Origin of the sequence: Nocardioides sp. JS614, assembly GCF_000015265.1 — a bacterium.
Lineage (GTDB): Bacteria > Actinomycetota > Actinomycetes > Propionibacteriales > Nocardioidaceae > Nocardioides.
In genome coordinates, this window is record NC_008699.1 from 3,186,452 (window position 1) to 3,205,830 (window position 19,379).

The following is a 19,379-nucleotide window of genomic DNA, read 5'->3' on the forward strand; positions in this document are numbered from 1 at the left end:
CCGGCGCTGAGGAGGTCTCGTGCGAACGCTGTTCACCCGGGCCGGGCGCTGGCTCGCGGAGGCCGAACGCTCGGGCCACACCCGGGACCTCGTCCTCAGTGCTGCGCTCCTTCTGGTCCTCGCGCAGCTCGGCCTGCGCGCGTGGGCGCTGTCGGGCACCTGGTTCCACCAGGACGACTTCAGCCTGCTCATCGACGCCCGCGAGGCCGACTTCGACGCCGACTACCTCCTGGCACCCTGGAACAACCACCTGATGCCGCTCGGGCGCGGGCTGGCGTGGGTGGTCGCGGAGCTCGGGCCGCTCGACTGGGGCCTCGCGCTGGCCAGCACCCTGGTGGTCCAGGCGCTGGCGAGCGCCGCGGCCGTCTGGATGCTCGTCACGCTGTTCGGGCGCCGGCCGGGGATCCTCGTGCCGCTGTCGCTGTACCTGTTCACCTCCATCACCGTGCCGGCGACCGTGTGGTGGACCGCCTGCCTGAGCCAGCTGTCGATGCAGGTCGGGCTGTTCCTCGCGGTCGGCGCGGCCGTCCGCTACCTGCGCGGGCGCCGACTGGTCTGGGCCGGCGTGGCGTACCTGGGCGTGGCCGTGGGGCTGCTCGGGGACGTCAAGGCACTCCTCGTCCTCCCCGTTCTCGGCTACCTCGCCCTCGCCTACTTCGCGACCGGTGGGCCGCTGCGCCGCGTCCTCGGGCTGCTGCGTCGCTACTGGCCGGCGGTCGCGCTCGGCCTGCCCCTGCTGGCGGCGTACCTGGTCTACTACACCGACCACGTCCGGCAGCCCTATGACCCGCCGACCGCCGGAGCGGCCGGACAGGCCGTGGAGGCGATGCTCGCGACCGGCTTCCCCGCGGGCGCCGTCGGAGGCCCGTGGCTGTGGAGCGGAGCGGGCTACGCCGACCCACCGTCGTGGACCGTGAACCTGGCTTGGGTGCTCATCGTCCTCGTCGTGCTGTACGGCGCCCTCCGTCGCGAGCGCACCCTGCGGGCCTGGCTCCTGCTGTCCGGCTACCTCGGCGCGCTGTGCGCCCTGGTCGTGGCTGCCCGCGTGGAGCCCTTCGGACCTGCCATCGGCCGGGAGTACCGCTACCTGACGGACGTGGCCTGCGTGCTCGCGCTGTCGGTGGGCCTCGCGTTCCTGGAGCTCGTCGACGCCGAGGGATCGAGCTCCCCGCGCCGACGTCCCCGTCTCGACCTCGCGATCCCCCGCCCGGCGGTGGCGCTGCTGACCGCCGCCATCACCGTCTCGGGAGTGGCGAGCAGCCTGACCTATCTCTCGTGGTGGAACGACCACGACGACGGTCGGACCTTCTTGACGAACCTCCGCGAGGACGTCGAGGAGTCGGGCGCCGTCGACGTCGCTGACCGCACGCTGCCGGAGGACGTGGTCTCCGGGCTGCTCGCGCCGGACAATCGGCTGGTGACGTTCTCCTCGCTGGTCACCGACAGCCTCGCGTTCCCGGCCTGGTCCGAGGATCTCAACGTGGTCACCGACGAGGGCCGGCTCGAGGAGGCCCGGGTGGATCCGAGCGTGACGTCCCGCACGGGCCCGCGGCCCGGTTGTGGCTGGCTGGTCCAGGGTGCCGGGCGCTCGATCCCCCTGCGGAGCACGGCCTTCGAGTGGAGCTGGTGGATCCGGATCGGGTACCTCGCCTCGGCGGACTCGACGATGACCGTCAGTGCCGGCAAGACCTCCCAGCAGGTCGAGGTGCAGCGCGGCGCCCACTCGCTCTACGCCCAGGTCGAGGGTCGCTTCACGGCGGTGCGGCTCAGCGGCCTCGACGAGGACGTCGCCGTGTGCGTCGACACCATCGACGTCGGGCAACCGGCGTCCGGAGCGGCGGGGTCGTCGTGACGGGCGCCCGCGGGCCCGCAGGCGTCGAGGTCGCGCCGCTGTTCCCGATCCTCGACTCGCTGCGTGCGGTCGGCGCCCTCGCTGTGCTCACGACCCACGTGGCGTTCCAGTCCGGTGCCTACGTGCGCAACGGGTCGTGGGGCGACCTGCTCTCGCGCCTCGACGTCGGGGTCGCGATCTTCTTCGTGCTCTCCGGCTTCCTGCTCAGCCGCCCGCACTTCGCACGCCGGATGGTCGACGCCCCGCCGCCGCCGATGGGCCGCTACTACTGGAAGCGGCTGCTCCGGATCTACCCGGTGTACGCCGTCACCGTCGTCCTGGCGCTGACCCTGATCCCCGAGAACCGGTCGGCGTCAGCGGCCCAGTGGATCCGCTCGTTGAGCCTGACCGACATCTACCTCGAGGGCGCCCTGCCACAAGGCCTGACGCAGATGTGGAGCCTCTCGGTCGAGGTCTCGTTCTACCTGATCCTCCCGCTGCTGATGCTGCTCGTCCTGGGTCGCGCGCCGCGACCGCTCCGGCCGGCCCGCGTCGCACTGGTCCTGCTCGCGTTGGTCGTCCTGAGCTCCTGGTGGCACCTCCACCTGGTCTCCGTCGTGGGCGAGCGGAGCGAAGGCAACCCCGCACTGTGGCTGCCGGCGTACCTGAGCTGGTTCGCCGTCGGACTCGCCCTGGCGCTGGCCGACGTGCTGCGCCAGGCGCGCAGGCCGCGCCGCGCCCCGGGCCCGGCGACTCGCCTCCTGGAGGCGCTGGAGGGCTCGCCGGGTGTCTGCTGGGCTCTGGCGCTCGGGCTGATGCTGGTCGCCTCGACGCCGCTCGCGGGGCCGACGCTCCTCTACGTGGCCACCGACGTCGAGGCCCTGACGAAGAGCGTGCTGTATGCCGCCGTCGGCGGCCTGGTCGTGATCAGCGGCCTGCGGCCGCCGGCCACGGGCAGCTACGCGCGGGTGCTGTCCGCCCGCCTGCCCCGGCACCTGGGCCACGTGTCGTACAGCGTGTTCTGCCTGCACCTGCCGACCCTCTACCTGGTGATGGAGGGCATCGGCTTCCCGCTGTTCGGCGGGAACACCTGGCAGATCTGGGTGCTCACGGTGGTGCTCAGCCTGGCGGCGTCCGAGGTCGCCTACCGATCGGTCGAGCTGCCGGCCCTGCGGCTGCGCAACCTCGGGCGGCGCAGCTCGACCAGCGCGCCGAGGACGAGGCAGAGCGAGACCACGACCAGGTAGTGCGGCCAGGCCAGCGCCCCGGCCCAGCCGTGCGCGCTCGCCCACGGACGCCACAGGTAGGCCGCCGCCGCCGGCCCCATCGCGAGAACGACCAGCCACGGCAGCAGACCGGCGCGACGTCCGGTGCCGACGCCCACCCCGATCGCGACCGCGCCGACGCCCAGCCCCGGCCACCCAGCCAGGGCCCCTGCCGCGCCCAGACCGACGGCTGCCAGGACCGCGCCGGGAACCCGACCGGGCGGGAGCGCCGGCCGGGACGCGCCGCCCCACAGGCGCCGCCACGGCAGCAGCGCGAGCAGGAGCAGGACGAGGACGGCGACGGCGCCACCGACCAGGCCGGCGCGATAGGTGCGGTCGGGCTCGAACTCGGCCCTGACCTCCTCACCTCCGTCGAGCTGCCAGCCCTGCTGCCACCCGTCCACCTCGACCGGCGCGAGGTCCGCGCCGCCCTGGACCGCGGTCCAGCCGGTGTTGACGTTCTGATGAAGCGTCAGGAGGCCGCCCGGCCGTGCCGGACGAACGCGGACGTCGACGGGCGAGACGCGGTCGAGGTCTGCGGCGGCCGTCGCGGACGACCAGGCGAGGCCGTCGGACAGGACGAGCGACACCGGCGTGAACCTCGTGGACGCCGTGACCGAGATCCTGCTCTCCCCCGCTGGCAGGGTCACCGGCGCGGCGCCGCAGAACCGCGCTCCGACGGTCCGGCCGGCGTAGAGGTCCTCGACCGACGCCCGGACCCTGGTCCGGAACGTCCTCTCGGCGATGGTGACGTCCGGCCCCGCTCCGCATCGGGTGCGGATGGTGCCCTCGAGCGACCGGGGGAAGTACGGCACGCCCAGCACCCGCAGCTCGGACACGCCGATCGGGACCGGCGAGGCGGCCTGGTCGAAGTCGAGGTCGACCGCGGGGTCCGCCTCCTCGACACCGATCGTGAGCCGGTCGGTGCGGATGGGGGGGAACCGGACGTCGCCGTCGTCGGCGACCGGGACGACGCGGCGCCCTCCGGGCCAGCTGAGCACGAGCTCGTTCGGGATCCGAGCATCGGCGTCGGGGAGCAGCCGCAGCTCGAGCCCGCGCACCGTGCGTGCGCCGAGCCATCGGACCTCGAGCTGGGGGTGGAGGTCGGAGAGCGCCGCCGACCAGGTGGTGCCCGGATCCCCGTCGACCGCCGCGAGCGCCGAGGAGCGGAGGTCGGGGTTGGCGGTCGACGAGGCGGTCACCACCCCGAACTGCTGCCGGTCCAGCAGGCGCTGCAGGCGGGGCCCGAACCGCCCGGCGACGCGCAGCTGGACCTCGTCGTAGGTGGCGGCCGTGGGCAAGGTGACGACCCGCCGGAAGCCGAGCGGTTCCTCGGCCGCGACGTCCCGGCCGGGCACGCAGCGGACCGACCCGTCGACCTCGGCGCAGCCGGTGCGCGCGTCCGACACGGCTCGCAACGCGATCCGCGCCGGGGCGCCCCATGCCTCGGGGACCGGTGGCAGGACCAGCTCGCGGGTCGCCGTCACCCCGGGCAGCTCGACCTCGGCGAGTGCCAGCCGGTGGCCGGGGCGTCGCGAGGCGTCCTCGACGCGGACCGTGTCGACATGCTCGGCGCCGATCGGGATCGTGCGGCTCGCGCCCGCCCGCACGGTGACCAACTTCGTCGTCACGTCGCCGGCCTCGACCCGGACGACCTCGCTCTCGTCCGGTCCGGCCGTCACCGTCACCTCGGGGAGGTACCTCGGCCGGACGAGGTCGGCCTGCCACCAGGTGTCGGTGCCCGGGACCGCGGCTTCCCAGCGGGTCTTCCGCGACCCGTCCAGCGCGGCGAACGGGAGCCGGCCGCGCTGGACGGCGCCCGGGCTGGTGGCGTCGGAGCGGGATGAGGAGGCGGTCACGGTGGCGATGCCGTCGTAGCGCGCCCAGGTCTCCCAGGGGCCCGACCCCTCGGGGAGGTAGTCCCGGGTCGGGTTCCCGAGGCGCCGTGGGTCGCCGGGAGCGAGCGTCGCCGACTGACCGTCGTGGAGCCGGCCGAAGTGCCGCTCGACGGCTCGAAGGCCGTCCGTGAGCACCACGGGCGCACCCGGGTCCCGGTCCGCCGGCACGTCGAAGGCCAGCCGCGTCGGCTCGTCGCCGAGCACGCCGAGGGCGGTGAGGTCCAACAGGTCCTCCGGCCCGCCGACGACGACCGGGGCGACCTGGCTGGTGCGAGCGGCAGCCGACGCCGCGCCGGCGACGGCGTACACCTCGATCGCCGGGTAGCTGGCCTGCCAGCCGCCGTTGACGACGATGCGCGAGTCGTCCTCGGTGTCGATGTGCCCGGCGCCACCGATCTCCGGTCCGAACGAGGTGACCCGGAAGATGCCCGCCGACCCCGCCAGGGCCTGGTGCACCAGCACCGGGTCGGGCAGGTCACCGCTGCGGACCAGGTCGTTGCGGACCACCAGGTGCGTGATGCCGGCACGACGCAGGTACGACGCCAGCGCCGGCGACCCGCTGCCCTCGGCCAGCCGCGCCTCGATCTCGTCGAGCATGCGGATGTTGCCCGGAGGCGTCAGCGGGACGGCGTTGCGGACCGCCCACGGGCTCCGGGCGAGGGGTTGGATCGGCTCGTCCTGGGGGTAGCCCCAGATGTAGTCGCCGAAGGACGACCCCGGTAGGAGGAGGGCGGTGGCGTCGCGCTCCCGGAGCCAGTCGGTCGTCTGCGACCAGTAGCCGGGCACCGCGACGAACCCGCCCGTCGGGGTGATCCGGCCCAGGACGGCCGGCAGCGCAGCGCCGGCAACGGCCGCGACGGAGGCGAGCACGAGCCCGAACGCCGTCACCCTGTCGAGCGTGGCCGTCGTGCGGTCGGCGTCCGGGCCCGGCGCCCGCCGCCGCTGGGCCACCAGCGCGTCGACCGCCCACGCGAGGCCGAGCACCAACGGCAGGCGCACCACCGGGTCGAACTTGTGGACGTTCCGCAGGGGCGCCAGCGCACCGTCGAGCGCCGCCTGCAGGTCCGCGGCGAACCAGCCCTGGGCCGCGCCCGTGTGGCCCATCGTCACCATCAGCATGCCGACGAGGACGCTGAGACACAGGAACACCCGCTCGGGGTTGCGCCGCTGCCCGATGCCGACGAGGCCGAGGACCACCACGGCCGCGCTGTTGAGGATCGCGATCGGGTCGCGGAGGAGGTCGTTGCCGGCGCGCGAGGTGGAACCGACGTACACCACCCAGTTCGACGTGCCGCGGAGCGCGTCGTACAACGTGGTGGGGAAGGTGGTGTTCGACGCCGACTCGATGAAGTCGAGGAACGGCGGGCTGTAGCTCCCGAGCACGAACAGCGGGACGAGCCACCAGAGCGTGCCGACCACGGTGAGCGCCGGCCACCAGAGGAGCAGCGTGACCTGCCGGCGGCCGCGACCCCGGGTCAGGATCCAGAGCACCCCGAGGGGGATGACGGCGAAGGTCGCGGCCGCGTTGACCCCGCCCACCATCACGACAGCGAGCGCCGCCCAGGCAGCGGCCCGCCGGGCGGAACCCCGGGTCGAGCCGATCACCAGCGGCAGCAGGACCCAGGGCGCCATCGCGCTCGGCCAGGCCTCGATCGAGATCTGCCCGAGGGTGCTCAACATCCGCGGCGACAGGGCGTAGGCGAAGCCCGCGAGGACACAGGCCAGGTCCGACCGGACGCCGAGCTCCCGGCCGAGCCGCGCCGCGCCCAGGAAGGCGACGCAGAGGACCAACGCGAGCCAGAGCCGCTGCACCACCCAGGCGGGCAGCCCGCTCTCGATCCCGCTGAGGAAGAACGGCCCCATCGGCCACAGGTAGCCGTACGCCTGGTTCTGGAGCTGGCCGAGGGCGCCGATCGAGTCCCACAGGTGGACGGCTCGCAGGAGGAAGCGTCCGGGCGCCACCGCGAGGTCCAGCTTCGTGTCGGCGACGAGCAGCCCGGGCGACTGCACGAGCGCGAGACCGACCAGCAGTGCGCAGGCCCCGGCCAGGCGGAGTCGGAACCGCGCCACCGCGCTGATCGGAGCCGGTGTGGTCAGCGCTTCCTCAGCACCAGGGCGAGGTTCCACGTCACCACCTCTCGGAGGACCGGAACCCGAGACATCCAGTAGCTCCACCGAGGGTTGTAGCGAGGGATCACCGCGAGCACGTCGCCGGCCTGCTGGCGCCGCGCCCAGTCCACCCCGGCGCGCACGGTGACGGGGAACAGCGACTCGCCGTACCTGTTCTTGGGCTCGCGACCGTGCCGTCGACGGTAGCGGCGCCGCGCGCGGTCGCCGCCGAGGTAGTGCCAGGGCGAGGTCTCGTGCCCGCCCCACGGACCCCACCACAGCGTGTAGGAGATGAAGGCGATCCCGCCGGGCCGGGTGACCCGGAGCATCTCGTCGGCCAGGTCCCAGGGCCGTGACACGTGCTCGAGCACGTTCGAGGAGTAGCACACGTCGACCGAGCCGTCGCGGAACGGCAGGTTCATGCCGTCGCCGACGACCGTACCGGCGGCGATGCCACCCAGCCCGGCCAGCTCCCCGACGTCGGCATCCAGCGCCCAGTACGTCGCCCCGGCGGCCCGGAACGCGTCACGGAAGTAGCCGGGGCCGCCCCCGACGTCGAGGAGCGTCGCGCCGGCCAGGCCGCGGCCGTCCGGCGCGAGGTACGCCGAGATCTGGCCGACCGAGTCCTGCGCGAGCGCGGTGTAGAAGCGCCTCGGATCGCTCTGCTCGACGCGGAAGTCCCGGAACAGCCGCACCGACCGGCTGAGATCGGGCTGCCACGGCATGCGCGGAACCCTATCCGAACCAGCGGGTAACCTCGCCCCGTGCCGATGACCGACGAGCTTGCCGGACGCCACGTGGCGTTCTTCAGCTGGCGGGACACCCGGAACCCCGAGGGCGGCGGCGCGGAGCGGTACCTCGAGAAGATGGCCGCCGGCCTGGCCGCTCGAGGTGCCCGGGTCACGATCTTCTGCGTCGCGTACGCCGGCGCCGCTCCCGACGAGACCATCGACGGCGTGAGGTTCGTGCGCCGCGGCTCGAAGCTCTCGGTCTACCTCCTCGGGATGTGGGCGCTGCTGCGCCGGCAGCTCGGCCGGGTCGACGTGGTGGTCGACATCCAGAACGGGCTGCCGTTCTTCACGCCGCTCGTGACCCGCAAGCCGGTCGTCGTGCTGGTCCACCACGTGCACCGCGAGCAGTGGCCGGTCGTCTACCCCGGCTTGACCGGCAGCGTCGGCTGGTGGATCGAGAGCCGGGTCGCGCCCCGGCTGTACCGCCGCCAGCAGTACGTCGTGGTCTCCCGCGCGACCCGCGCCGAGCTCCGGGAGCTCGGCGTGACCGGGCCACGGATCGCGGTCGTGCACAACGGAACGGATCCGGTCGTCCGGGTCCAGGCCCGCAAGTCGGCCCATCCCTCCATCTGCGTGGTCGGCCGGCTGGTCCCCCACAAGCAGGTGGAGCACGCGATCGACGCGGTCGCCACGCTGGTGGAGGAGTTCCCGGACCTCCGACTGCGCGTGGTCGGCAGTGGCTGGTGGGAGGGCGAGCTGCGCGCCTACGCCGCCGAGCAGGTGGCCCGCGGCTCCGTGGTCTTCGAGGGTCATGTGTCCGAGGTCCGCAAGCAGGAGATCTACGAGGAGTCCTGGCTGATGGCGCTCCCCTCGCTGAAGGAGGGGTGGGGCCTGGTCGTCGGCGAGGCTGCCGCGCACCGAACGCCCACCATCGCCTACGCCGACGCGGGCGGCACCCGCGAGTCGATCGTCGACGGTGTCTCCGGTGTCCTGGTCGGGAACCCCGGCGAGCTGACGGCGGCGCTCGGCCGGCTGCTGCGCGACGACGAGGGCCGGGCCCGGCTGGCGGAGGGCGCCGTGCAGCACAGCGCCGGCTACACCTGGGAACACGCGCAGGCAGCGTTCGCGCACGTCGTGACGAGCGCCCTGCGCGGTGACCTGGTCAACGACCAGGACGCCACCGACTAGCGGTCCTGGATCACTGGGTGACGCCGTACTCCAGGACCGGGTTGCTCACGTTGGCGGGCGACTTCTCGGGAGGCGCGGTCTGCGAGTTCACCAGACCGACGACGGTCGCGCCCGCGAGACCGCCGCCGATGACGATGCTCGCGAAGGTGATCAGAAATGCTTGCACGTGAGTTCCTCCCTCTCGCGGCCGACGCTATCACCCGGAACCTGGGCCGGTCCGCATTCTCGACGAGATGGCCCGCCACCCGTTCCACATCCCGTGCACCGCGACACCGAGGAACGCCGCCCAGGCCAGGCCGAGGGCGACCAGCCAGCCCGACGGGGCCTCGCGCTCGTGGATCGACGCGTCGAGCACGGTCACCTCCAGGCCCCCGTCGTCGAACACGACCGTGCCGCCGACCGCTGCGTCGTAGGCCGGGGTGGTCGGCACCGTGCGATCGCGGACGACCGCACCGATGCCGAGCTGCGCCAGCGCGTCCGCCCGGTCATCGGCGTCCGGGAGCGCAAGGGCTGCGAGCACGTCGGGGACCCGCGGATCCTCCCCCGCGATGACCCGGCCGTCCACGGCGAGCTGGTCGTTGACGATGTAGTCGGGCCGGAGGTAGCGCGGGAGGGGATCGAGGACCTTGCCGTCGTGGTTCCACACCGGCGCCCGGTAGCTGGTGAACGGCAGCACCAGCAGGTCGGCCCGGCCGTCGCCCAGCGTCGCGCGCGCCGCCGCCCACGGCGCCGGATAGTCCGCGGGCTCGAGCCGCCCCCCGATCCCCCACGCGGCGTCGGGCATGAGGGCGAGCGGGAGCAGCGCACCGGCAGCCAGGACGGCCAGCTGCGCCGCGCGGTGCGCGCACCACTCGGCGCAGCTCTGCACACCGGCGGCCACGAGCGTGGCCGTCAAGGGCGCGCCGAGCGCCAGGGACCGGGTGCCGTCGCGCAGCAGCCCCCCGCCCGGCACGTGCCCGGCCAGCCACCCGACCGCGTCCGGGCTGGCCCACGAGAGCACGGCGACGACGTACCCCACGGCCCAGAGCGCGACCAACGCGATCATCACGCGCCGGCCGAGGCGGCGCGCCAGTGGCCGGGCCCCGACGGCGGCGAGCGCCGCGTACGAGAGGGTCAGGACCAGCGGCAGGACCAGCAGCTCGCGGGAGGGCGGGACGACCTCGGCGTTCCAGATGCCACCGAGGGTCAGCGCGGCGAGCGGCGCGGGCAGCGGGCCCTCAGCGTCCAGGCCGAAGACCGCGCCCGCGGCGCTCGAGGTGGCGGTGTCGATGTGGAGCAGGCCGGCGACCACCCAGGGCGCGTTGGCGGCGACGACGAGGGCGAGCAGGCGGGCCGCGGTGGCCCTGGTGGCGCCGACGGCGAGGAGGGTCGCAGCGGCCATCAGCCCGGCGTTCGCGCTCAGGCTGCCGGCGAGCAGCAGGAACGGCACGGCGGCCCCGATCCGCGGGTCGGCGCGCAGCCGGATCCCCTCGGCGACCAGCCACGGCAGGACCGCCCAGCAGAGCAGCAGCGGCCAGTGTCCGATCCAGAGCCGCTCGACGACGTACGGGCTCCAGGCGTAGCCGCCGACCGCGACCAGCCGGGCGACCGGCGAGCGGCCGGCGAGCCGGGCGGCACCGAGCCCGCCGGCCACGAGCGCACCGACGAGCACGACCTTCTGGAGCAGCATCCCGGGGAGCACCTCGTCGAGGACCGCCACGACCGCGTCGGAGGGCACCGCCCGCGGCAGCGCCGATCCGAGCCCGAGGAAGTCCGAGCGCAGGGCGAGATCCGGCACCCAGACCATGTCGTAGGTGAGCAGGTAGCCGGGTCCGAGCGCCGGCCCCAGCACCAGGACGGCGAGCGCGATCGCCCACGCAGGCACCAGCCACCGGGACGTTCGCACTACTGCGGCAGCTTCCGGAGCAGCACGCCCGGGTGCCTGGAACGCTGCAGGGCACCGGTGCGAATCACGCGCGCGAGTCTCGCATACGCTTCCCTTCCGTGACCCCACCTACCCGTCGCCTGAGGGAGCTGCTCGGCGCCGGCGGTTCGATCGCCGTCGCGATGGCGGCGATGAACCTGGCGACGTACGGCTTCACGATGATCGCGGCGCGGATGCTCGGGCCACAGTCGTACGGCGCGCTCGCCAGCCTGATGGCGACCCTGCTGGTGATCACCGTCCTCCAGCTGGGCCTGCAGGCGACGGCGGCCCGCCGGATCGCGGCCGAGCCCGCGCACGTGGCGCAGATCGAGCGGACGATCCTCGGGGTCACCTACCGCGCCGCCGCGGTGCTCGGGGTCCTGCTGCTGCTCGTCTCGCCGCTGCTGAACGTCGTCCTGCGGCTCGACAGCCTGCTCACCGCGGCGCTGGTCTCGGTGGTCTCGGTGCCGTTCACGATCATGGGCGGCCAGGCGGGCATCCTCCAGGGCGAACGCCGGTGGCATGCCCTGTCGGTGCTCTACGTGCTCAGCGGCGTGCCCCGACTGGTCATCGGCACCGCGTTGGTGGCCTGGCAGCCCACGGAGCTGGCGGCGCTGGTCGGCACCGGCCTCGGCGCGTGCGCGCCGGTCGTCGCGGGCTGGTGGCTGCTGCGTCGCCCGCGCGCCCCCGGCGTGCCCAGCGAGGAGCACGGCTTCCGCCGGGTGATCCGCGAGTCGGTCCTGAACTCCCAGGTGCTGCTCGCCTTCTTCGCGCTGTCGAACGCCGACATCGTGGTGGCCCGCAACGTGCTCAGCGGGCACGACGCCGGCCTGTACGCCGGCGGTCTGATCCTCACCAAGGCGGTGCTGTTCCTGCCGCAGTTCGTGGTCGTCATCGCGTTCCCGTCGATGTCGACGACGAGCGAGCGGCGCCGGGCGCTGACCGGCAGCCTGGGGGTCGTGGCCCTGCTCGGGGCCGCGACCACGGCCGGAGCCGCCGTGCTCCCCGACCTGGCACTGATCTTCGTCGGCGGCGCCCGCTACACCGAGATCACCGACCACCTGTGGATCTACGCGATCCTCGGCACCGTGCTCTCGATGCTCCAGCTGCTCGTCTACTCGGTGCTCGCACGCCAGGGCCAGCGCTCGGTCTACCTCGTCTGGGCGGCGTTCCTGACCATGATCGGCCTCGGCCTCACGACCGAGACGCTGCGCGGCCTGCTGACGGTGGTGATCACCGTCGACGCGCTGCTGCTGGCCGCACTGCTGGCCGTGAGCCTGCACGTCACCAGGTCGGTGCCGGTCGAGCAGCCCGTGCCCTAGCCGCCGCGTCCCGCACGGCGAGCGCCGCCTGGACCAGGCCCGAGTGCGTCAGTGCCTGCGGGTAGTTGCCGAGATGGTGGCCGGTCGCCGGATCCATCTCCTCGCCGTAGAGGCCGACCGGGCTGGCCAGCGCCACCAGCTCGTCCAGCAACGCCCGGGCCTCGGGAAGCCGGCCGCTGTGCGCGAGTGCCTGGACCATCCAGAAGGAGCACGGCAGGAAGGCGCCCTCGGTGCCTTCGAGCCCGTCGTGACCGGGCGGGTAGCGGAAGAGCAGCGGGCCACCGGCAGTCAGCTCGCGAGCGATCGCGTCGATGGTCCCCTGGATGCGCGGCGAGTCCGGCGGCTCGAAGCCGAGCTGGGGCAGGACCAGGACCGCCGCGTCGACCTCTCGCGAGCCGTAGCTGCGCGTGTACGTGCCGCGCTCCGGGTCGAAGCCGTGCCGGGTGATGTCCGCGCGCAGCGCCGCTCGCTCCTCCGCCCATCGACGCCGGCGCCCGCCGGCCGTGCGATGGTGCTCGGCCAGGCGGACGGCCCGGTCCAGGGCGAGCCACGCCATCAGCTTGGAGTGCACGTGGTGGGCGGAGTCCGCGCGGATCTCCCAGATGCCGGCATCGGGCTCTCGCCAGTGCTCGGCCACCCGGTCCGCGAACCCGGCCATCGCCCGCCAGGTCTCGCTGTACAGGCGGTGGCCGGAACGGGAGAGCAGCCAGGCGGCGTCGAGGACCCAGCCGTATCCGTCGAGCTGGTGCTGCCCGGATGCGGCGTTCCCGACGCGGACGGGCGTGCTCGCGGCATAGCCGGGCCACTCCGTCAGCTCACGCTCGGCTCTCGGGTGCTTGCCGTGCAGGGTCAGCAGGACGGGCAGGCGCGGACGGTCCAGTCGCGTGGCGCTGAGCAGCCAGGCCATGAACGCACGCGCCTCGGCCTGTTTCCCCGCGCCCAGGAACGCGGCGACCCCGATGCTCGCGTCGCGCGGCCAGGAGTAGCGGTAGTCCCAGTTCCGGCCGCCACCGAGGCTCTCCGGCAGGGAGGTCGTGGGTGCTGCGACCGGCGCCCCGGACGGTGAGTAGGTGAGCAGCCGGAGGGTCAGCAGGCTGCGCGCCACGGTGTCACGGTGGGGCAGGTCGGGATCGATCTCGGCACACCAGTCCCGCCAGCGCAGCTCGTCGCGCTCGAGGACGTTCCACGCGGTGATCGGGTCGAGATGGACCAGGGGCTCCCGGTCCGCGACGGTCAGCACGCAGGTCAGCGGGTGACCCGGGGTGATGGTCAACGCCTGGGCGCGGCCGGGCTCGACCGGCGCGGCCGGGTCCACGGTCAGTGCGATCGCCAGACCCGGCCAGCTGCAGACCAGGTGCTGTCCTCGGCGCCGGGTCCGGGGCCGCCGGTGCGCATTCCCGAGCCGTGGGTCGAACTCGAGGACGGCCGCCGCCGGCCCGCCCTCGGCCGACAGCCGACGGACCAGGAGCGTGGCCGGCAGCAACTGGCCCCGCACCTCGGCCACCATGCCTTCGGTCAGGGTGAGGCGCCCGGTCTCCGTCTCCCACGTCGTCTCGAGGGTGTTGGAGCTCGGCCGATAGCGGCGGGTGACCGGTCCGGCCGGTCCGGCCGGACCGAGCTTGAAGTGTCCTGCCGCCTCCCCGCCGACGAGGCGGCCGAAGACCGGCTCACCGTCGAAGCGCGGAAGGCAGAGCCACTCGATCGAGCCGTCGGGGTCGACGAGCGCCGCCGTGCGGGTGTCGCCGAGCAAGGCGTGGTCCTCGATCGGCACGGGCTCCCGGGTGCGGTTCCTGCTCACGAGATCTCGAGGAGGGCACCGAGCGCGATGCCGTACGCGACGTGCGCGGCGAGGGTGACCAGCGGGGTCTGGGCGCCGTAGTTGAGCCCGATGAGGCCCGGCGGCTCCAGGACAGCGACCGACTGCGGACCGGCCCGGCGCGACGCCATCCGCGGGTGCACCCCCACCAGCATCGGCAGGATCGCGGTCAGCGCGACGGCGCCGTGGAGCAGACCCAGCAGGCCGCCGAGCCACCAGGTGGCCCGGCCCAGGAGCACGAAGCTGCCGGCATAACCGAGCGCGAAGCACTGACCGATGGCCAGATGCATGACGAAGCCGGCGGCACGGGCCCGGTCCGGATCCGGCGTGACGATCGTCCCCAGGATCAGGGGCAGGTCGAGCCGGCTGAGCCCCCCGAGCTGAGCGCTGATCAGCAGCGCTGTCAGACCGGCCGTGGCGAGCAGGCCGAAGAGCGCCCACCCTCCCCAGTCCATGGTCACGCTCCGACGAGACTCTAAAACCTATCCATATGTACGTTAGATGGGGACCGGTGCCCGGTCAAGGACGCACCCGTCCCGGGCGGCTCAGCGCCACCCGAGCGCCGGAGCCAGGTGGGTGAGGACGCTCTCGAGCACGTGCACGTTGTAGGCGACGCCGAGCTGGTTGGGGATCGTGAGCAGCAGCGTGTCGGCCGCGGCGATCGCCTCGTCCTGGGCGAGCTCCTCGACGAGGGCGTCGGGTTCACCGGCGTACGTCTTCCCGAACCGGGCCAGGCCGCCTTCGAGCTGACCGACCTGGTCCTCGCCGCTCCGGTCACCGAAGTAGGCGCGGTCGAGGTCGTCGACCACCGGGAAGATGCTCCGGCTGACCGAGACCCGCGGCTCCCGATCGTGGCCGGCGGCCGTCCAGGCGTCGCGGAACCGCTGGATCTGCTCGGCCTGGAGCTGGTGGAACGGCACCCCGGTGTCCTCGGTGAGCAGGGTCGAGCTCATCAGGTTCATCCCCTGCCCGGCCGTCCACTCCGCGGTCGCCCGCGTCCCCGCACCCCACCAGATCCGCTCACGCAGGCCCGGCGAGTGTGGCTCGACCCGCAGCAGGCCGGGCGGGTTCGGGAACATCGGACGCGGGTTGGGCTCGGCGAAGCCCTCGCCCTCGAGCACCTTCAGCAGCACGGCGGTGTGCTCGCGCGCCATCGCGGCGTGGTCGGAGCCCTCGGCAGGCTGGTAGCCGAAGTAGCGGTAGCCGTCGACGACCTGCTCCGGTGACCCGCGACTGATGCCCAGCTGGAGCCGGCCGCCGGAGATCAGGTCGGCGGCGCCGGCGTCCTCCGCCATGTAGAGGGGGTTCTCGTAGCGCATGTCGATGACGCCGGTGCCGATCTCGATCCGGCTGGTGCGGGCCCCGATGGCCGCGAGCAATGGGAACGGCGAGGCGAGCTGGCGGGCGAAGTGGTGCACCCGGAAGTACGCGCCGTCGACGCCGACCTCCTCGGCCGCGACTGCCAGGTCGATCGACTGCAGCAGCGCGTCGGCGCCGGTGCGCACCTGGGACTGCGGGGACGGCGTCCAGTGCCCGAAGGAGAGGAACCCGATCCTCTTCATCAGTGGGCCGCCTCGTGCCAGCTGCGGCCGAAGCCCACGCTCACGTCGAGGGGTACGGCGAGGTCCGCGGCGGCGCCCATCTGCTCGCGGACCAGGACCTCGAGCGGCTCCTGCTCCCCCGGCGCCACCTCGAACACGAGCTCGTCGTGCACCTGGAGCAGCATCCGCGAGGCCAGCCCGGCGGCGGCGATCGCCCGGTCGACGTTGAGCATCGCGATCTTGATCAGGTCGGCGGCCGAGCCCTGGATCGGCGCGTTCAGCGCCATCCGCTCGGCCATCTCGCGGCGCTGGCGGTTGTCGCTCGTGAGGTCGGGCAGGTAGCGGCGACGGCCCCAGATGGTCTCGGTGAACCCGGCCTTGCGGGCCTCCTCGACGACGCCGCCGAGGTAGTCGCGGATCCCGCCGAAGGTCTGGAAGTACTCGTCCATCAGCCCGCGGGCCTCGCTCGGCTCGATGCCGAGCTGTTGGCCCAGGCCGAACGCGGACAGGCCGTAGGCCAGGCCGTAGTTCATCGCCTTGATCTTGGCCCGCATCTCGACCGTGACGTCGTCGGCCGGCACGTCGAAGACCCGGGCGGCGGTGATCGAGTGGAAGTCGCGACCGGACTTGAACGCCTCGATCAGCAGGTCGTCCTCGGACAGGTGCGCCATGATCCGCATCTCGATCTGGCTGTAGTCGGCGGTCATCAACGACTCGTACCCCGGACCGACCACGAAGCCCTCGCGGATCCGGCGGCCCTCCTCGGTGCGGATCGGGATGTTCTGGAGGTTGGGTTCGGTGCTGGACAGGCGGCCGGTCGCGGCGATCGTCTGGTTGAACGTCGTGTGGATGCGGCCGTCGCCCGCGACGGTCTTGAGCAGGCCCTCGATCGTCTGGCGCAGCCGGGACACGTCGCGGTGGCGCAGCAGGTGCAGCAGGAACGGGTGCTCGGTCTTGACGTACAGCGCCTGGAGCGCGTCCGCGTCGGTCGTGTAGCCGGTCTTGGTGCGCTTGGTCTTCGGCATCCCGAGCTCGTCGAACAGCACGGCCTGCAGCTGCTTGGGCGAGCCGAGGTTGATCTCCTTGCCGATCACGCCGAACGCCTGCTCGGCCGCGTCGCGCACCTCGGCGGCGAAGTGGCTCTCCAGCGCCTCGAGGTGGTCGGTGTCGACGGCGATGCCGGTCTGCTCCATCTTGGCGAGCAGGTCGACCAGCGGCAGCTCGATGTCGTTGAGCAGGCGGGTGCCGCCGCGCTCCTCGAGCTCGTCGTCCAGCGCTGCGGCCAGGTCGAGGACGGCCCGGGCGTGCAGCATCTCGATCTCGCCGGCGTTCCGGTCGTCCAGGCCGTCGAGGCTGAGCTGGCCGTCGTCGGCTCCACCCTGCTTGAGCTCACGCTTGAGGTAGCGCACGGTCAGGTCCGCCAGGTCGTAGGAGCGCTGGTCGGGCCGGGCGAGGTACGCCGAGAGCGCGGTGTCCCGGTCCAGGCCGGCCAGCGGCAGGCCCCAGGCGGCCAGGGCGAGCATCGGCCCCTTCGCGTCGTGGAGCACCTTGGGCCGCTTGGGATCGGCCAGCCACCCGGCGAGCGCGGTCTGGTCGGCCACGTCGAGCTGGTCGGCGGCGACCCAGGCCGCGAGGCCGTCGGTGGTCGCCAGCGCCAACGACGTCACGTCACCGGTGCCCGCGCTCCAGTGCCCCGCGACGTGCAGGCCGACCCGCTCGCCGGAGGCGGTGTGCTGCTCGAGCCACGCCGCCAGCGCGCCGGCGCCCAGCACGCTCATCGCGACGTCGAAGCCGGAGTCGTCGATCTCCTCCTCCGAGGTGAGCGTCTCGAAGAGGCGGTCGCGCAGCACCCGGAACTCGAGGCCGTCGAAGAGCGTGTGCACCTCGTGGCGGTCCCACGGCTGCACCGCGAGCTGCTCGGGGGTCCGGTCGAGCTCGAGGTCGCACACGAGGGCGTTGAGGTGGCGGTTGCGGATCACGTCGCCGAGGTGGGCCCGCAGCGCCTCGCCCTTCTTGCCGGTGATCTCGTCGGCGCGGGCGATCACGTTGTCGAGGCCGTCGAACTGGTTGATCCACTTCGCCGCGTAGCCCTGGCCGACCCCCGGCACACCCGGGAGGTTGTCGGAGGTCTCCCCCACGATCGCCGCGAGCTCGGGGTAGCGCGCCGGCGGGACGCCGTACTTGGCCTCGACCGCTGCCGGCGTCATCCGGGCCAGGTCGGAGACCCCCCGCATCGGGTAGAGCACGGTCGAGCGGTCGGTGACCAGCTGGAGCGAGTCACGGTCGCCGGTGAGGATCAGCACCTCCATCTCGGGGTCCTCGAGCGCGCGGGTGACCAGCGTGGCGATGATGTCGTCGGCCTCGTAGCCGTCCTTCTTCAGGAACGGGATCCGCAGCGCGTTGAGGACCTCCTCGATCAGCGGCAGCTGGCTGCTGAACTCGGTCGGCGTCTTGTTGCGCTTGGCCTTGTAGTCGGCGTACTCCTCCAGCCGGAAGGTCTGCCGGGACACGTCGAACGCCACGCCCACGTGGGTCGGCTGCTCGTCGCGCAGCACGTTGATCAGCATCGAGGTGAAGCCGTAGACCGCGTTGGTGTGCTGGCCGGTCGTGGTCGAGAAGTTCTCCACCGGCAGCGCGAAGAACGCGCGATACGCGAGCGAGTGGCCGTCGAGGAGCAGGAGGCGGGGCACCCTGCGACTCTAGCGGCGCGGACCGACAGCCAGAATGGGCCCATGAGCGACGGCCAGAGCCCTGACCAGAGCCCCGAGACGGGCCCCGAGATGGACATCGACGAGTACCTCGCCTCGATGCCCCAGGGCATGGGTGCCCTCAACGAGAAGATGGGCATCGTGCTCACCGAGATCTCGGCGGAGCGCGTGGTCGGCACCATGCCGGTCGAGGGCAACACCCAGCCCTACGGCCTGCTGCACGGTGGGGCGTCGGTGGTGCTCGCCGAGACCCTCGGCTCGGTGGGCTCGGCCGTGCACGCCCACCCCGACCGCCTCTCGGTCGGCATCGAGATCAACGCCACCCACCACCGCTCGGTCACCTCCGGCACGGTCACCGGCACCGCCACCGCGATCCACCTGGGCCGCACGATGGCGAGCTACGAGGTGGTGATCACCGACGAGCGCGGCAAGCGGGTCTGCACCACCCGGATCACCTGCGCGCTGATGCCGCGGGAGCGGTACGCGGGTTAGCCTCGGGTCAGCTGTCGGCGCCGGCCCGGCTGCGGCGCATCGAGCGGCGGGCGGCGAGCACCTGGGTGAGCTGGCGGCCGCCGCTGGACTGGGCGGGGCGCCGGTGGGCGCTCAGACGGGTGCGCACGGCGTGGGTGGTGGCGACCCGGAGCACGGCGTACGGCCCGAGGGCGATCCGGGCCATGAAGCGGTTGGCGTCGCGCGATCCGGCGGCGGCGGCGGTGGCGACGTGGTTGATCCCGAGCTCCTCCGCCCAGGTGACGCCCGCGTCCATGAGCGCGCTGCCGATGCCGTGCCGCTGGAACCGCGGCAGCACGTGCGGCGAGAGGGCGCGGACCACGGGCTCGAGGTTGAGCGCCGACATCGTGGTCGCCTCGAGGTGGACGGCGCCGGCGAACTCGCCGTCGTACTCCGCCAGGACGATGCGCTGGTCGGGGCAGCTCTCGAGCCGCTTCAGGAGGACCTCCAGGTCGGCGACCTGGTCCTCCGGGCCGGTGCGGCGCAGCACGTCGGCCCACAGGTCCGCCAGGGCGGGGGCGTCTTCGGGGACAGCCATCCGGAGCGACACCAACGAC

At 73.1% G+C, this 19,379-nt stretch carries 14 protein-coding genes; 5 read left to right on the forward strand and 9 right to left on the reverse strand.

Going from position 1 to position 19,379, the window contains the following annotated elements:
* The first annotated feature begins 19 nt into the window (after nucleotides 1-19).
* Together NOCA_RS27615 and NOCA_RS26595 are read left to right on the forward strand one after the other, a co-directional pair.
* Nucleotides 20-1,852, forward strand: a complete 1,833-nt coding sequence (locus NOCA_RS27615) for a DUF2029 domain-containing protein (protein WP_011756432.1) — start codon at nucleotides 20-22, stop codon at nucleotides 1,850-1,852.
* Nucleotides 1,849-3,078 carry an acyltransferase family protein gene (locus tag NOCA_RS26595; protein WP_011756433.1) on the forward strand — a complete coding sequence of 410 codons (1,230 nt, stop codon included), beginning with the start codon at nucleotides 1,849-1,851 and terminating at the stop codon, nucleotides 3,076-3,078. The genes NOCA_RS27615 and NOCA_RS26595 overlap by 4 nt, the downstream gene beginning before the upstream one ends.
* On the opposite strand, the gene NOCA_RS16670 is transcribed toward NOCA_RS26595, so the two are convergent.
* Together NOCA_RS16670 and NOCA_RS16675 are read right to left on the reverse strand one after the other, a co-directional pair.
* Entirely contained in the window at nucleotides 2,976-7,064 is a 4,089-nt protein-coding gene (locus NOCA_RS16670) for an alpha-(1->3)-arabinofuranosyltransferase (protein WP_049774383.1), read from the reverse strand. The genes NOCA_RS26595 and NOCA_RS16670 overlap by 103 nt on opposite strands.
* 23 nt (nucleotides 7,065-7,087) lie before the next feature.
* The gene (locus NOCA_RS16675; protein ID WP_011756435.1) at nucleotides 7,088-7,828 is read right to left on the reverse strand and encodes a class I SAM-dependent methyltransferase; all 741 of its coding nucleotides are present in this window, start codon (nucleotides 7,826-7,828) and stop codon (nucleotides 7,088-7,090) included.
* Nucleotides 7,829-7,873: 45 nt separating this feature from the next.
* Here NOCA_RS16675 and NOCA_RS16680 point away from each other — a divergent pair, with 45 nt between their 5' ends.
* Complete coding sequence (locus NOCA_RS16680) at nucleotides 7,874-9,022, forward strand: glycosyltransferase family 4 protein (RefSeq protein ID WP_041547789.1); 1,149 nt, start codon at nucleotides 7,874-7,876, stop codon at nucleotides 9,020-9,022.
* A gap of 10 nt (nucleotides 9,023-9,032) precedes the next feature.
* Here NOCA_RS16680 and NOCA_RS27620 read toward each other — a convergent pair whose 3' ends face one another.
* Together NOCA_RS27620 and NOCA_RS16685 are read right to left on the reverse strand one after the other, a co-directional pair.
* Nucleotides 9,033-9,188: a hypothetical protein gene (locus NOCA_RS27620; RefSeq protein WP_158305677.1), complete on the reverse strand. Its 156-nt coding sequence runs from the start codon at nucleotides 9,186-9,188 to the stop codon at nucleotides 9,033-9,035.
* Nucleotides 9,189-9,218: 30 nt separating this feature from the next.
* Nucleotides 9,219-10,907 carry a hypothetical protein gene (locus tag NOCA_RS16685; RefSeq protein ID WP_140404001.1) on the reverse strand — a complete coding sequence of 563 codons (1,689 nt, stop codon included), beginning with the start codon at nucleotides 10,905-10,907 and terminating at the stop codon, nucleotides 9,219-9,221.
* 98 nt (nucleotides 10,908-11,005) lie between these two features.
* On the opposite strand from NOCA_RS16685, the gene NOCA_RS16690 reads away from it, so the two are divergent.
* Entirely contained in the window at nucleotides 11,006-12,247 is a 1,242-nt protein-coding gene (locus tag NOCA_RS16690; RefSeq protein WP_238383360.1) for a lipopolysaccharide biosynthesis protein, read from the forward strand.
* Here NOCA_RS16690 and NOCA_RS16695 read toward each other — a convergent pair.
* From NOCA_RS16695 to polA, 4 genes are all read right to left on the reverse strand, one after another.
* The gene (locus NOCA_RS16695; protein WP_041546619.1) at nucleotides 12,210-14,045 is read right to left on the reverse strand and encodes a glycoside hydrolase family 15 protein; all 1,836 of its coding nucleotides are present in this window, start codon (nucleotides 14,043-14,045) and stop codon (nucleotides 12,210-12,212) included. The genes NOCA_RS16690 and NOCA_RS16695 overlap by 38 nt on opposite strands.
* The gene (locus NOCA_RS16700; RefSeq protein WP_041546620.1) at nucleotides 14,042-14,518 is read right to left on the reverse strand and encodes a hypothetical protein; all 477 of its coding nucleotides are present in this window, start codon (nucleotides 14,516-14,518) and stop codon (nucleotides 14,042-14,044) included. Before NOCA_RS16700 ends, NOCA_RS16695 begins: the two co-directional genes overlap by 4 nt.
* Nucleotides 14,519-14,608: 90 nt before the next feature.
* Nucleotides 14,609-15,625 (reverse strand): LLM class flavin-dependent oxidoreductase, encoded by a 1,017-nt coding sequence (locus NOCA_RS16705; RefSeq protein ID WP_011756441.1) that lies wholly within the window; start codon nucleotides 15,623-15,625, stop codon nucleotides 14,609-14,611.
* Nucleotides 15,625-18,294, reverse strand: coding sequence for a DNA polymerase I (polA, locus tag NOCA_RS16710; RefSeq protein WP_011756442.1), 2,670 nt, complete (start codon nucleotides 18,292-18,294; stop codon nucleotides 15,625-15,627). Before polA ends, NOCA_RS16705 begins: the two co-directional genes overlap by 1 nt.
* A 42-nt stretch (nucleotides 18,295-18,336) precedes the next feature.
* On the opposite strand from polA, the gene NOCA_RS16715 reads away from it, so the two are divergent.
* Nucleotides 18,337-18,804: a PaaI family thioesterase gene (locus NOCA_RS16715; protein ID WP_011756443.1), complete on the forward strand. Its 468-nt coding sequence runs from the start codon at nucleotides 18,337-18,339 to the stop codon at nucleotides 18,802-18,804.
* A gap of 7 nt (nucleotides 18,805-18,811) precedes the next feature.
* On the opposite strand, the gene NOCA_RS16720 is transcribed toward NOCA_RS16715, so the two are convergent.
* Nucleotides 18,812-19,360, reverse strand: coding sequence for a GNAT family N-acetyltransferase (locus NOCA_RS16720; RefSeq protein ID WP_238383361.1), 549 nt, complete (start codon nucleotides 19,358-19,360; stop codon nucleotides 18,812-18,814).
* Nucleotides 19,361-19,379: the final 19 nt, after the last annotated feature.

Bases quoted from the DNA above. Each gene is read 5' to 3' on its own strand.
- NOCA_RS16675 (WP_011756435.1), bottom strand. From the start codon at position 7,828: ATGCCGTGGCAGCCCGATCTCAGCCGGTCGGTGCGGCTGTTCCGGGAC.
- NOCA_RS16680 (WP_041547789.1), top strand. From the start codon at position 7,874: ATGACCGACGAGCTTGCCGGACGCCACGTGGCGTTCTTCAGCTGGCGG.
- NOCA_RS16700 (WP_041546620.1), bottom strand. From the start codon at position 14,518: ATGGACTGGGGAGGGTGGGCGCTCTTCGGCCTGCTCGCCACGGCCGGT.
- NOCA_RS16705 (WP_011756441.1), bottom strand. From the start codon at position 15,625: ATGAAGAGGATCGGGTTCCTCTCCTTCGGGCACTGGACGCCGTCCCCG.
- NOCA_RS16715 (WP_011756443.1), top strand. From the start codon at position 18,337: ATGAGCGACGGCCAGAGCCCTGACCAGAGCCCCGAGACGGGCCCCGAG.
- NOCA_RS16720 (WP_238383361.1), bottom strand. From the start codon at position 19,360: ATGGCTGTCCCCGAAGACGCCCCCGCCCTGGCGGACCTGTGGGCCGAC.